The sequence below is a fragment of the Mesorhizobium sp. M1B.F.Ca.ET.045.04.1.1 genome (genome assembly GCF_003952465.1).
Classification (GTDB): domain Bacteria; phylum Pseudomonadota; class Alphaproteobacteria; order Rhizobiales; family Rhizobiaceae; genus Mesorhizobium; species Mesorhizobium shonense.
Map to the genome: position 1 here is coordinate 5902864 of NZ_CP034448.1, position 12340 is coordinate 5915203.

The following is a 12340-nucleotide window of genomic DNA, read 5'->3' on the forward strand; positions in this document are numbered from 1 at the left end:
GGCCTTCTTCGTTTCAGATAGCGAGGTAGACAATGGCCGAAACGGGTTTATTCAAGCCGAAGGGCGACGCCAAGAGCGAAGCCACCGCGAGAACGGCGCGCGCGATAATCGAGGGGGAAGCTGCGGCCCGGCGAGCAAAGACGGAGCGGCTTCGCGCGGCTAGGCTCGCCCGCGAGCCGGTTGAAGCGCCGCCGAAGAAAAAGCCGTCGAGGCGGAAATAAAACGCTTTGGCGGGACGAGGAGCCACTGACAAGCTGGCGGGACAGCACCCCCCTCTGTCCGGCAGGACAGAGGGGGTGTGAAGGAACTCGGCGCTGATAGATTTCTTCCGTATTCACCTCGCTCGGCGAAGCTGAGGCGGAGAAGGGGAACTGCCGTACGAAAGCCCCTCCCCGCCTCGCTGCGCTCGGCCCTCGCTCCAGCAGGACGAGGGACCAAGGCTAACTCAAGCGGCCAACTGCGCCTCACGCGCGGCCGCGATCATCACACCCGCCAGCAGGCCGTAAGCCGCCTGCCAGGCTTCGCGCACGTCCTGGGTGAAAGCCTCGCCGAGGCCGGCGTCCAGCGTCTCGATCAGAGCCTGGCCGACGATCGGATAATGATGCTCCTCGACGCCGTAGCCGACATGGCGCCTGGCGAGATCCTGCACGGTGGGCAGGATGGTCTCGGCGCGGGAAAGCCCGTGCACGACGAAGCCCAGCGCCGCCATCAGCTTGGCTCCCTGCTTGCTCATGTCGGCGTGAAACAGCGCCTTGAGGCTGCCGTCGATTGCGAAAAGGCGGTCGTAAAACAGCGCGGCGGCCGCCGTCTTGATCGGCACGACCTCGCGAAAACTATCCTGCACGAGCTTGATTTGGTCGGGTGTCATCGACGCGCTCCTCCGCGTTGCTAGGCTCAGAGCATCGGGCTCAAGCGTTTCGCCGGCATGCCGGTTGTGGAGCGGGTGTGTTTCAGGCTTGTGTCTGTGCGGTATCGGGTTGCAGGGGATGGGTTCGACACCCAAAGCCAACCGGAAACGCACGGCGCGAGGCACCCCCTCTGTCCTGTCAGCCCTTTCAGCGGGGCGTGGAACACACCCCACCCTACTCGCACTGCCGGCGCGGGCCGCCGTCATAGGGCTGGTAGGTGTTGTCTTGAGGATTGTATGAGCGGTAGCGGCTGAAGCAGTAGTCGACATGGTCGCCCGACATTTGTGGACCCAAAAGCCGATCCCTGGAGGCCTGCTCCCCAGGCGCGATCTCTTCCGGCGGACCGCCATAGGTGGTGGCGTAGCCGTCCCCGGTGGTGGCATAGCCTTCCATCTCGGCCTGGTCGTCGTAGGTCTCGCTTTGATCGGCCACCCCTGCCTGGTCATTCTGGCGCGCTTCGGTCGAGGCCGTGCTTCCCGGATCGAAATAGGGCGAGATGCAGGGGCGCAGCTCGCCGCTGTAGGAGCGGTAGCTGTTTTCTTCCGGGCGGTAGCTGCGATAGCGGTTGGCGCACCATTCGAGATGGGCGGCGGGCAATTGCGCCTGCTGATCCGGTGCCCGCTCGGAAGGCTGGGCGGCCGCATCGGCGTCGGTCTGGCCCATCGGGGAAGCGTCGAGCTTGGAGACGTCGGGCAAGGGCTGCAGCTGGCGCGACGGCGCGGCCGGCGGCGTTGCGAGGGCCGTGGTCTGCGCACCCGTATCCGCCTTGGCCGTCTCGTCGGCCTTGGCGGGCGTGCCGGCCGCCTGCTGGGCGGGAATGCGCTCGAGACCCTGCTTCGCCGGATCGACCGGCTGGGCATCCTTGGTCCACAGCTCGGAAACACCGATCGCCGGCGTCGCCTGGCGCACTGGCTTTGCGGCCAGCAGCCAGGTGGCGAAGGCAAGCCCGCTGGCGAACACGGCCAAGGTCAGCACGAAGCCGCCGACAATTCCCAACAAAGCCTTCACGCTGCCGCTCCTTCAGCCTCCGCTCATAGAATGCGGGGTACGGGATGGAAGTTCCTTGGCCACCATGCAAATGGGGGAAGCAACTGGTCCCTGAGACCGTCGGCGGGACGCGAAGGATCAGGGCGCTGTTAGTTTCCTACCCCGCCACTTCCCGGTACGCCCTCACCTTCCCGTCCTGTCCGCGAATCCGCCACGTCCCGTCCTCACAGCCCTCGATGTGGCTCGCCGCCAGCGGCACCTTGCCGCCGCCATCGGGCAAATCGATGACATAGGCCGGGCTGCAGATGCCGGAGAGGCGCTGGCGCAGTTCCGCGACCAGCGCCTGGCCTTCGGCAATCGTGGTGCGGCGGTGCGCCATGCCGGGCGCCAGGTCGCCATGATGCAGGTAATAGGGTTTTACACCCAGCCGATACATCAGCTCGCGGCAGAGTTCTTCCAGAACCTCGACGCGATCGTTGACGCCCTTCAAGAGAACGCTCTGGTTGAGCAGCACGAAACCCGCCTGCCGCATCGTCCGGCAGGCTTCCTCGGCCTCATCGGTGATCTCGCGCGCGTGGTTGAAATGGGTCACCACCGTCACCATCAGCCGGCCCTGCAGGGCCGCAACAAGACCCGCTGTTATGCGCGACGGCAGCGCCACCGGCACGCGGGTGTGGACGCGCAAGAGCCGCACATGCGGGATCGCCTCGATGCGGGTGCGGATTTCGGCGAGCGCCTTGTCTGGCAGCGACAGCGGATCGCCGCCGGTCAGGATCACCTCGCGGATCTCCTCATGCCCGGCGATATAGGCCAGCGCCGGCTCCAAGGCTTCGCGCGTATAGCCGCGGCCGATCGACGTCAGCGACTCCTTGCGAAAACAGAAGCGGCAATAGACCGCGCATTGATAAGTCGGGAACAAAAGCACGCGGTCGGCGTGGCGATGCGTCAGCCGCGACACCGGGCTGAATTCATGGTCGCCGATCGGGTCGTCGAGCTCGCCCTCGGTGGCGATAAGCTCTTCCGGCGACGGGATCACCTGGGCGCGGATCGGGTCATTGGGATCGGTCCAGTCGATCAGGTCGAGATAGGGTTTTGGCACACGCACCTTGTGGGCGGCGGCGGCTTCCTGCGCGGCCGCGCGCTCGGCGGGCGACAGCGGGAGCGCGGCGAGGTCGCGCACATGCCGCACGCCGGCGCGGACATCGTCCTGCCAGGCGACGGCGGGCGCGGTTGCTTCCTTGAGATTGGCGTCTGAGGTCATTTGCGTCTCGGGGCGGTTTTACGCGGGGATATCGGCTGGATGGACGGCAGGGTCAACCGCCATGGTTGCCGCAGACCCTCACACGTCGAGTTCCCGCCCACCCCCTCTGTCCTGCCGGACATCTCCCCCGCAAGGGGGGAGATCGGATGTCGCGACGGCTTTCGCCAACCGCCGACGCTGCAGAACGAGCGGGGCGCGGAAGCTGCTAATCTCCCCCTTGCGGGGGAGATGGCCGACAGGCCAGAGGGGGGTGTGACGGAGCATTCACGGTGGGCTCCAAGCCCCCTCCACACGCCATAGGTATTTGAGCGAAATACCATTAGTCTTAATAGTCCAGGGGTTCGGGGGCGACACGAATGGATTTCAACGCAGGCCATGGCTACCTTCTCATCGGCGGGCTCATCCTGGTCGGCGCCGGGCTGCTGATCCTTTCGCTGATCGTCAATCTTCATGTGGCGCACAGCGTGCGCGACGACGTGCGCCACCGCGAAAAGCTGCTGGAATATTACCGCAACATCTTTTCGCAGCTGGGCGTGATCCTGATCGGCATCGGCGTCTCGCTGTTCATCTTCTTCTTCCAGCAAAACTACCAGGATCAGCGCAAGCGCGAGACCGAGCTGCAGCAGGTACTCGCCAAACTCGCCGCACGCGTTGCCCGCGGCGCCCCCGTCATCGAAACGCTCGGCGAGTTCGACGAGGTTCTGGACGAGGGCGGCGCCTATGTCGACCCCGAACACGGCGGAAGCAACGCCGCGATCAGCGCCAGGGGAGACGAGCTTGCCAAGCAGGTCGAAAAGATCCTGCTGGTCGAACGTGATGTCGATGTTCGAGACTTCGAAATCCTGAACCTGTCACGCGACATCGAAGCCACCTTCGTCGTCAATGAGCTCGATCCGACGCTGTGGTTCAACATCGTGCGCGACGAGAACGAGATCAAATACGCCACGACGCAGCTCGGCCTCGACTATAAGGACCTGCATGATGCGATCGGCGACGAGCCGGTCAAGGCCGCGGTCGCCAAGCCGGACAAGGAAACGAAGATCAAGCACGAGGTGCTCGATATCCTCTACGACGCCGACCTGCTGCGCCAGCGCAGCAGGCGGTTTCTCGGCCGCGCCTGCTGGCTCTTCAGCAAGGGACGCGGCTTCGTGACGCTTCCACCGGCCGATGCGATCGAGGCCGACGCCAAATCACAGCAGGAATGGATCGACCGCTCGAAACCGATGCTGACGCAGTCGAAATCGGGCAGCAGCGATTGTTTCAAGCTGCTCCGCTACGGCCAGGCTCATTAATCCCCCACGCGCCGTAGCGTGCCCATATGATTGTCGTCGAGGAATTCGATGGTCATCGCCGACGCCTTGCCGTCGGAACCGACGACAAAGCTCACGCCCGCCGGCCTGTCCGGCGTCTCGGCGTCGGGGTAGGTCAGGAACAGATCGCCGTCGAAATGCGTCAGCGAATAGGACCGCGCCCCGGCCGGCCCGACCTTGAGCACAAGGCCGTCACCCGCGCCCGACACGACCGCGTCGCCGATGAAATCGTTGGCGTAGCGGCCGGCATAGGCGCTGGTCGATGCGGCCGGCCGCGTCGGTGACGGCGGCGCGGCAAATCTGGCCTTCGCCGCCTCGACCGCCGGACCGAACAGGCCGGCATAAATTCCGTTCCACGCCTCGATCCAGTCCTTCTCGACCTTGCCGTCGAAGACGAGGTCCGCAAAACTGTCGGACAGCCCCTCCGGCACCCCGGTCGGAAAGGCGTTGGCAAGGATGACGATGCCGAGCTTCTCTTTCGGGAAAATCGTCACCAGCGTGCGCGCGCCGACGCTGAAGGCGCCGGCATGCCCCCAGCTCAGGCCGTGCCGGCCGAATTCGACATTCCAGCCGAGGCCGTAAAAGGATTCGCCGCCTGAAACGGGATTCTTGCCGCGTGTCATCAGCGGCACATGCGTTTGGGCAAGCGCATCGGCGGCGATCAGCGGCTTGCCGGCATAGACGCCGTCGCCAAGCACCAGGCGCACCCATTGCGACAGATCGCCGGCAGTGGAGCTCACGCCGCCGGCGGGCGCCTGCGCATCCGGATCGCGCTCTATCTTCGCGGCCCAGGCGCCATCGACCTTGATATGGAGCGCGGCGCGGTTGGCGTGCTTGACGAAATCCGCATGGCGCGAGCTGGTCGAAGCCATCCCGAGCGGGTGGTAAAGCTTCTCCTCGGCGACCTCCTCCCAGGATTTGCCTGTCGGTCTGGCGGCCGCGACGGCGCCCTCGGTCAGCCCGAAATTGCTGTAGGAATAGCCGGCGCGAAAGCTCGACGAAGGCGGCACGAAGCGCAGGCGGCGCAGGATCTCGGCGCGGTCATAGCCGATGCCCTCGAGATCATCTCCGGCGGTGCCCGGAAGCCCGCTGCGATGCGCAAACAGGTCGCGGATGGTGAGCTCGCTGGTGGGATAGGGGTCGGCGAGGCGGAAGGACGGATCGAGGTCGGCGATCTTCGAATCCCAGGACACGACCCGGCCGCTGACCAGCGCCGCCACGACCGTTGCGGAGACCGGCTTGGAGAGGGAAGCGATCTGGAACACCGTGTCGGCGTCGACGGTCTCCGGCTTGCCGGCCTCGCGATGGCCGAAGCCCTTCAGGAAGACAACTTTGTCGTCGTGAACGACTGCGATGGCGAGGCCGGGCACGGCGCCGTCCGCGACCGCGCCTTGCGCCAGCGCTTCGAGCTTCGACAGGGCAGCAGTCATCCGCTCAGGCGAGATTGGGTCTGCGGATGTCGCAGGAGGCCAAAGCGCCATCAGGACAAGGGCCCAGATCCTCAAATGACAGAGATTCCGATCAAGCCGCACGCGCAAGCCTCCCCTCTCCGCATTCGCCTCGCGATAGTACAGGCCGGTGCCGGCGAGGCCAAGCCTTGCTCGATGGCGGCTCAGATGCTGATTCCGGAACTGGCTTTAGCTTGCTGATTGGAATGGTTTTGTTGCGGTAGGCCTGGAAGCGACAAGCTTGCGTTCCTTCGCGCCCCCTCTTTCCTGCCGGACATCTCCCCCGGGGAGATCGGACGTCGCGCCGACTTTCGCTAATCGTCGACGGTGCAAGGAAGAGCCGGCGCTGGAACTGCCAATCTCCCCCACGTGGGGGAGATGTCCGGCAGGACAGAGGGGGGCGCCGTAGAGCGCAACAATCGCTGGTCTGCGAAATTCGCGACTTTCGCCGCAATCGACCCGCGCCATCTTTTCAGGCAATCTCCCACCCAGCCCGCGCTATGGGGAGGTGACGTGCGGCCGAGGGAGGATTGCCATGACCGAAATGCGTGCGGCGCTGCCGCGCTATGAGGATGCCGTCCGGCGCTTCCGCATCGAGGATGAGATCGCCAGGCTTCACGGCGATCCGGCGAGCGGCATCAATGCCTATGTCGAATGCTGCGGCCGCTATACGGGCGAGAACCGGCTGGCACTGCGCGCGATCTCGGCGGGCGGAGGCCTGCGCGAATTCTCCTTCGACGATCTTGCCGACATGTCGGGCCGGGTCGGCAACATGCTGAAGGCCCTCGGCGTCCGTCCCGGCGACGTCGTGGCCGGCATGCTGCCGCGCATCCCGGAACTGGTGGCTCTGATCCTCGGCGCCTGGCGCGTGGGCGCGGTCTACCAGCCGCTGTTCACCGCCTTCGGCCCGAAGGCGATCGAGCATCGGCTGAGCTACAGCAAGGCGAAGCTGGTGGTGACCAACCCCGCAAACCGCGGCAAGCTCGACGAACTGGAAAACCATCCGCGCATTGCCACCGTCCTTGGCGCCGGCGACACCTTGCCCGAAGGCGACATCGATTTCCGCGCAACAATCGCCGCCGCCTCCCCCGATTGCGAGCCGGTGATGCGCAAGGGCTCCGACCTCTTCATGATGATGTCGACCTCCGGCACGACGGGCCACCCCAAGGGCGTGCCGGTGCCGCTTCGCGCGCTGCTCGCCTTCGGCGCTTACATGCGCGACGCGATCGGGCTTCGGCCCGACGACATCTTCTGGAACATCGCCGACCCCGGCTGGGCCTATGGGCTCTACTACGCCATCACCGGGCCGTTGCAGCTCGGCATCGCCACCACCTTCTACGAAGGCGCCTTCAACGCCAATAGCACCTACGACATCATAGAGCGTCTCGGCGTCACCAGCCTCGCCGGCTCGCCCACCGCCTATCGCCTGCTGATAGCGGAAGGGCCCGAGGCGGCCCTGCGCGTCAAGGGCAAGCTGCGGGTGGTGAGCAGCGCCGGCGAGCCGCTCAACCCGGAGGTGATCCGCTGGTTCGACGCTCATCTCGCCGCGCCCATCCACGACCATTACGGCCAGACCGAGAACGGCATGATGGTGAACAACCATCACGGGCTTGCGCATATCGTCCGCGCGGGCTCTGCCGGCTTCGCCATGCCCGGCTACCGCATGGTGGTGCTGGACGAGGCCGGCAACGAGCTCGGACCCAACCAGCCCGGCGTGCTTGCGGTCGATATCGCGAATTCCCCGCTGCGCTGGTTCGACGGCTACCATCAGGCGGAGACGCCGGCGATATCGGGCGGCTATTACCGCACCGGCGACACTGTGGAATACGAGCCGGACGGCTCGGTCTCCTTCATCGGCCGCGCCGACGACGTCATCACCTCGGCCGGCTATCGCATCGGCCCGTTCGACGTCGAAAGCGCGCTGATCGAGCATCCGGCGGTCAACGAGGCGGCGGTGGTCGGCGTGCCCGACCCGCAGCGCACCGAGATCGTCAAAGCCTTCGTCGTGCTGGCCCCCGCTTACGAAGGCAGCGAAGCGCTGGCGGAGGAACTCGCCCAGCATGTGAAGAAGCGGCTCTCGGCGCATTCCTATCCGCGCGAGGTCGAGTTCGTCGCCGAGCTGCCGAAGACCCCGAGCGGCAAGATCCAGCGGTTCTTGCTGAGGAAAGCGGAGGTTGAGAAGCGGAAGGGGTGAAACCGCCGATCTCCCCCCTCGAGGGGGAGATGTCGCCAAAGGCGACAGAGGGGGTCGTCTCCCATAGATCGCCGACGTCGATTCTCTCGAGCAAATGCGCTGGCGCTCCACGCGCAGCGACCCCCTCTGACCGCTTCGCGGCCATCTCCCCCTCAAGGGGGAGATTCGCGGCGCTGTCTTTTTTTGGCCTGATCTTGTCTTCAAATGCACGATGTCTTCTGAATGAGACCGACAGCGGGAGGTTACATCATGCGCCTGGTCTGGACGCTTCTGTTCGCGCTGGCGAGCGGCGTGGCTTTCGCGGCCTCGCCAGAGGACGACTACATCGCCGCGCGTGACAAGGCGATTTCCGACATAGCGGCGCAGGAAAGCGCCAACGCTCCCGTTGAAACGCTCGACGCGACCAACACCAAGGCGCTGGCCGATCTCGAAAAACGGCTCTCAGCCATTCTCGGCCCGCTCGCGGTCAAGGATTTTCCGGCAACCGGCACGATCAATCTCGAAAGCCTCAGCGCCTCTGATGTCGGCTTCGGCATGCTCGACGGGCTCAGATACGCCAAGAGCGACGAGGGCCCGAGCATCGTGGCGACGACGCGCGGGCTCACCGGGCGCTGGCTGCAGTCCAAGGCCGACGAGGACGATGAAAGCCTCAGGCTGCCCACCGGGCTCGATGACGCGCTGAAACTCGATGCCTTCTACACCCAGGCGATCGGCGCCGACGCCGCTTTCGTCAAGACGCTCGACTTTTCGCTGCAGAAGCCCGAAGGCGCCGACATGGCGATTGCGCGGCTCGGCGGCTGGACGCAGGACGTCGGGCCGATCTACGACCAGCAGGTCGTCGTTGCGGTCGTAAAAGGCGATCGCGTCCTGATCGCCGAAGCGCCCGCGTCACCGCCCGTGCCGAAGATCGCGGCCTGCGAGGCGCTGTGGACCGCGGCTGACGCGGCCGCCCAGAAATTCCAGGAGGCCTATCAAGGCTCGGACCTCAAAGACCAGCAGGCCTATGATTCCGCCAATGCGGCCTGGGAAAAAGGCGATGGCGACTATCGCGCCTGCATGGGCGAGCGGCTGCCGGGCGACCCGGCCTTCCCGGCGCTGCTTTCTCAGGCGCAGCAGCTTGCCGACCACATGGCCGGCAAGTAGGTCCTCGTCGGCCTCGTCGTGGGGCCGCGACGTGAACCAGTTTTCGCATCTATTCGGAAGAATTCGGAACAATTGATGCGGTCTTTGAGACGCTGCCTCGAACCATCCCCAATCTGAGGTCTGCCGTCATGCCGACGGTGCAACCCCAGGGAGGATGCCATGGACGTTGTCACTAGTGACACCGAAACGATTTTGGCCGCCAGCAAGCAGGCGGCCTATGAACCTTTTTTCAAACGGCTAGGACCACCGCGCTTCGAGGACCTCGAGCAGGAGCGGCAATACCGAAAGGAGCGGCTGGCTGTCGGCTTCCGCATTTTCGCGGCGCTGGGGTTCAGCGAAGGCGTTGCCGGGCACATCACTGCCCGTGATCCCGAATTCACGGACACATTCTGGGTCAATCCGTTCGGGATGCATTTCGCGCACATCACTGTCTCGGATCTCATCCGGGTTGACAGCGCAGGCTCCGTGGTAGAGGGCACGATGCCAGTCAATGTGGCCGCGTTCGCCATCCATCATCAGATCCATACGGCGCGGCCGGAGGTTGTCGCAGCCGCGCACGCTCACTCAATCTATGGCAAGGCGTGGTCGGCGGTGGGTCGATTGCTCGACCCCATAACGCAGGACGCCTGCGCATTCTATGAGGATCACGTGTTCTTCGATGACACACGGGTGCTGATCACCGAAGCAAGCGAGGCGGCTCGGATCGCCGAGTGCCTCGGTGACCACAAGGGGGCAATCCTGCGCAACCACGGTTTGCTCACAGTCGGTCAGACCGTCGACGAGGCCGTATGGTGGTTCATTTCGATGGAGCGGTGCTGTCAGGGGCAGTTCCTCGCCGAAAGTGTAGGAACGCCGTTGCAGGTCGATCCCGAAAATGCCCGTGCCGCCCGCGCAGTGAATGGCACGCCTCGGGCCGGCTGGTTTCAATGCCAACCGCTCGGCGATCGCATCCTGAGGCAGCAACCCGATCTACTTGAATAGGCCACGTTCGTAGACACCGGGTGGGGGCTGTCGTCAGCCCCGCCACTCGCACATGAAATCTCGCTGTCGCCATCCCAACTCGACACAGGGGGCATGCGCGCTATATGGCCTGGGGGCCGAGGCGCGAAGACGCGAAGAAATGGCCGATTTCCCATAACTTTCCCGACCATTGGCAGGCAGGCGGCTCGGATCAAACGTCCTCACGCCGTGAGAGGGCATTCCTGGCTTCAGCGCAGCGCTTCTGGCAGGCGATGTAGTCTGCCATATAGCGTTCGAGAGCGGAGCGGAATTCTTCCTCGCGCGGACCGGACCTGCGTTCAGGAACCGCGTGGCTGGTCTCCGTCTCGAATTCGATATGGTCCAAAGTAACTGCAGACATTTTCGGCGCTCCTGTCTCTAGACGCGGTGACAGGATGAGCCGAATGCCCGATGTCGTCCCCGGCGCACGGCCGAATAGTTCCGAAAAGCTCCAAAAAGATGGTAGTTTGCGCCATGTTGGGGAAGCGGTTCGCCTTCGGCCAGTTCGAGCTCAACCCGGAGGCGGGAACGCTGATCCGGCAAGGCATGCCCGTTCCCGTCGGCTATCGTGGCGTGCTGCTCTTGACGGCGCTCGTGAAACGGCCGGGGGAAGTGCTGTCCAAGGCGGAACTGATGGACGCGGCATGGCCGCACGCGGTGGTCGAGGAAAGCAATCTCTCAGTCCAGATTGCGTTGCTCCGCAAGCTGCTTGGGCCTGGACCTGACGACGCGGAGTGGATCGCGACCATCCCCCGGATCGGCTATCGTTTCGGTGGCATGGTGGATTGCCTCGACACTGCCGCGGCTCCATCGGACGGCGCCGAGGCCGGTCCCTCGATTGCCGTGCTGCCCTTTGCCAATTTGAGTGACGACGCCGAACAGCAATATTTCGGCGATGGCCTCGCGGAAGACATCATCACCCGGCTTGCGCGGCTGCGCTGGCTCTTTGTCTCGGCCCGCAACTCATCCTTCACCTACGGCGGCAAACCGGTCGACGTAAAGCAGATCGGCCGCGAACTCGGTGTGCGCTATGTGCTCGAAGGAAGCGTGCGGCGCTCGGGGCAGCGGCTACGCATCAACGCCAGGGTGAGCGACGCCGACAATGGCCGCCAGATCTGGGCCGAACGCTACGATGCCGAGATCGCAGATTTCTTCGCGCTGCAGGATGAGATCGCCGAAAGTGTGATTGGCGCCATCGAACCCAGGCTCTACGTGGCCGAACAGGAGCGTTTCCAGATCCGGTCGCCCGGGAATCTCGACGCCTGGGGGTTCGTGATGAAGGCGATGCCCTATGTCTGGACTTGGGCCTCTTTGCCGGATTTCGAAATCGCCGAGCGGTTGCTCAAGAAGGCCATCGATATCGACCCCAATTATCCGCGCGCTAACTGTCTGCTTGCTTGGGCCTTGGCCGCAAAGGCTATGCTTGGACTGGCCGATGCCGAAGCGGCCTTACCGACGGCCCACGATATGGCGCAACGGGCCATCCGCAGCGACCCGCAAGACCCCTGGACGCACTTCGCCATCGGCTTTGTGCATATGGGCTCGCGCCGTTTCGAGCAGGCCGTGAAAGCCTTGTCTGAGGCGATCTTTCTCAATCCAAGCCTCGCCTATGCGCATCTGATCCTTGGATCGACCTATGCTTATGCGGGCATGCCGGACGATGGCCTGCACCATGTGGCGCTGGCTGACCGGCTCAGCCCACGCGATTTCACCCAAGCCGGCAGCCTTTCCGTCACCGGGCTCTGCCACTTCATGGCCGGACGCTATGCCGAGGCAGCCGAGTTCGAGCGGCGGGCGGTGGATCTTAGGCCGAATTTCGGGATGGCCTGGCGGACATTCGCGGCCTCGGCAGGCATGGCGGGCGACCGCGACGCCGCAACCGAGGCGCTGGCCCAAGTAAGGCGCCTGCATCCTTCCGTATCCGTTGAGTGGGTCGAAAAGTACCACCCGATCGTCAACCAAAAAGATCGGGCGCGCTATATCGAGGGGCTGCGGGTCGCCGGACTCGACTGATCTGGTCAAGTGTTTGGAGCGGCTCGGTGAAACCGCTCAGCCGCTCCAACTCTTAGCTTTTACGGGATCCGAGCGGA

At 64.6% G+C, this 12340-nt stretch carries 11 protein-coding genes; 6 read left to right on the top strand and 5 right to left on the bottom strand.

The annotated features are described in order from the left end of the window. The first annotated feature begins 32 nt into the window (after positions 1-32). A complete protein-coding gene (locus EJ071_RS29350; protein WP_126100974.1) occupies positions 33-221 on the top strand; it encodes a hypothetical protein in 189 nt (62 codons plus the stop codon). 224 nt (positions 222-445) lie between these two features. Here EJ071_RS29350 and EJ071_RS29355 read toward each other — a convergent pair whose 3' ends face one another. The 3 genes from EJ071_RS29355 to EJ071_RS29365 all read right to left on the bottom strand — a co-directional run bounded on the left by EJ071_RS29355 (position 446) and on the right by EJ071_RS29365 (position 3156). Continuing rightward, positions 446-868 carry a globin family protein gene (locus EJ071_RS29355; protein ID WP_126100975.1) on the bottom strand — a complete coding sequence of 141 codons (423 nt, stop codon included), beginning with the start codon at positions 866-868 and terminating at the stop codon, positions 446-448. Positions 869-1082: 214 nt separating this feature from the next. After that, complete coding sequence (locus EJ071_RS29360; RefSeq protein ID WP_245460019.1) at positions 1083-1916, bottom strand: BA14K family protein; 834 nt, start codon at positions 1914-1916, stop codon at positions 1083-1085. A gap of 136 nt (positions 1917-2052) precedes the next feature. Next, on the bottom strand, positions 2053-3156 hold the full coding sequence (locus EJ071_RS29365; RefSeq protein WP_126100976.1) for a KamA family radical SAM protein: 1104 nt from the start codon (positions 3154-3156) through the stop codon (positions 2053-2055). Between the two features lie 356 nt (positions 3157-3512). Here EJ071_RS29365 and EJ071_RS29375 point away from each other — a divergent pair, with 356 nt between their 5' ends. Next, positions 3513-4448 carry a hypothetical protein gene (locus EJ071_RS29375; RefSeq protein ID WP_126100977.1) on the top strand — a complete coding sequence of 312 codons (936 nt, stop codon included), beginning with the start codon at positions 3513-3515 and terminating at the stop codon, positions 4446-4448. Here the strand turns inward: EJ071_RS29375 and EJ071_RS29380 are convergent. After that, on the bottom strand, positions 4445-5998 hold the full coding sequence (locus tag EJ071_RS29380) for a serine hydrolase (RefSeq protein ID WP_126100978.1): 1554 nt from the start codon (positions 5996-5998) through the stop codon (positions 4445-4447). The two genes, EJ071_RS29375 and EJ071_RS29380, sit on opposite strands and share 4 nt — an antisense overlap. 451 nt (positions 5999-6449) lie before the next feature. Between EJ071_RS29380 and EJ071_RS29385 the strand changes: the two genes are divergently transcribed. From EJ071_RS29385 to EJ071_RS29395, 3 genes are all read left to right on the top strand, one after another. Next, entirely contained in the window at positions 6450-8108 is a 1659-nt protein-coding gene (locus tag EJ071_RS29385) for an acyl-CoA synthetase (protein ID WP_126100979.1), read from the top strand. Positions 8109-8357: 249 nt separating this feature from the next. Next, positions 8358-9251 (top strand): hypothetical protein, encoded by an 894-nt coding sequence (locus EJ071_RS29390; RefSeq protein WP_126100980.1) that lies wholly within the window; start codon positions 8358-8360, stop codon positions 9249-9251. A 159-nt stretch (positions 9252-9410) separates the two neighbouring features. After that, positions 9411-10232 carry a class II aldolase/adducin family protein gene (locus EJ071_RS29395; RefSeq protein WP_126100981.1) on the top strand — a complete coding sequence of 274 codons (822 nt, stop codon included), beginning with the start codon at positions 9411-9413 and terminating at the stop codon, positions 10230-10232. A 190-nt stretch (positions 10233-10422) separates the two neighbouring features. Here EJ071_RS29395 and EJ071_RS29400 read toward each other — a convergent pair whose 3' ends face one another. Further along, positions 10423-10611, bottom strand: a complete 189-nt coding sequence (locus EJ071_RS29400; RefSeq protein WP_126100982.1) for a hypothetical protein — start codon at positions 10609-10611, stop codon at positions 10423-10425. Between the two features lie 113 nt (positions 10612-10724). Here EJ071_RS29400 and EJ071_RS29405 point away from each other — a divergent pair, with 113 nt between their 5' ends. Then, entirely contained in the window at positions 10725-12263 is a 1539-nt protein-coding gene (locus EJ071_RS29405; protein ID WP_189521278.1) for a winged helix-turn-helix domain-containing tetratricopeptide repeat protein, read from the top strand. The last annotated feature ends 77 nt before the right edge of the window (positions 12264-12340 follow it).

Bases quoted from the DNA above. Each gene is read 5' to 3' on its own strand.
- EJ071_RS29350 (WP_126100974.1), top strand. From the start codon at position 33: ATGGCCGAAACGGGTTTATTCAAGCCGAAGGGCGACGCCAAGAGCGAA.
- EJ071_RS29355 (WP_126100975.1), bottom strand. From the start codon at position 868: ATGACACCCGACCAAATCAAGCTCGTGCAGGATAGTTTTCGCGAGGTC.
- EJ071_RS29365 (WP_126100976.1), bottom strand. From the start codon at position 3,156: ATGACCTCAGACGCCAATCTCAAGGAAGCAACCGCGCCCGCCGTCGCC.
- EJ071_RS29375 (WP_126100977.1), top strand. From the start codon at position 3,513: ATGGATTTCAACGCAGGCCATGGCTACCTTCTCATCGGCGGGCTCATC.
- EJ071_RS29385 (WP_126100979.1), top strand. From the start codon at position 6,450: ATGACCGAAATGCGTGCGGCGCTGCCGCGCTATGAGGATGCCGTCCGG.
- EJ071_RS29390 (WP_126100980.1), top strand. From the start codon at position 8,358: ATGCGCCTGGTCTGGACGCTTCTGTTCGCGCTGGCGAGCGGCGTGGCT.
- EJ071_RS29395 (WP_126100981.1), top strand. From the start codon at position 9,411: ATGGACGTTGTCACTAGTGACACCGAAACGATTTTGGCCGCCAGCAAG.
- EJ071_RS29400 (WP_126100982.1), bottom strand. From the start codon at position 10,611: ATGTCTGCAGTTACTTTGGACCATATCGAATTCGAGACGGAGACCAGC.
- EJ071_RS29405 (WP_189521278.1), top strand. From the start codon at position 10,725: ATGTTGGGGAAGCGGTTCGCCTTCGGCCAGTTCGAGCTCAACCCGGAG.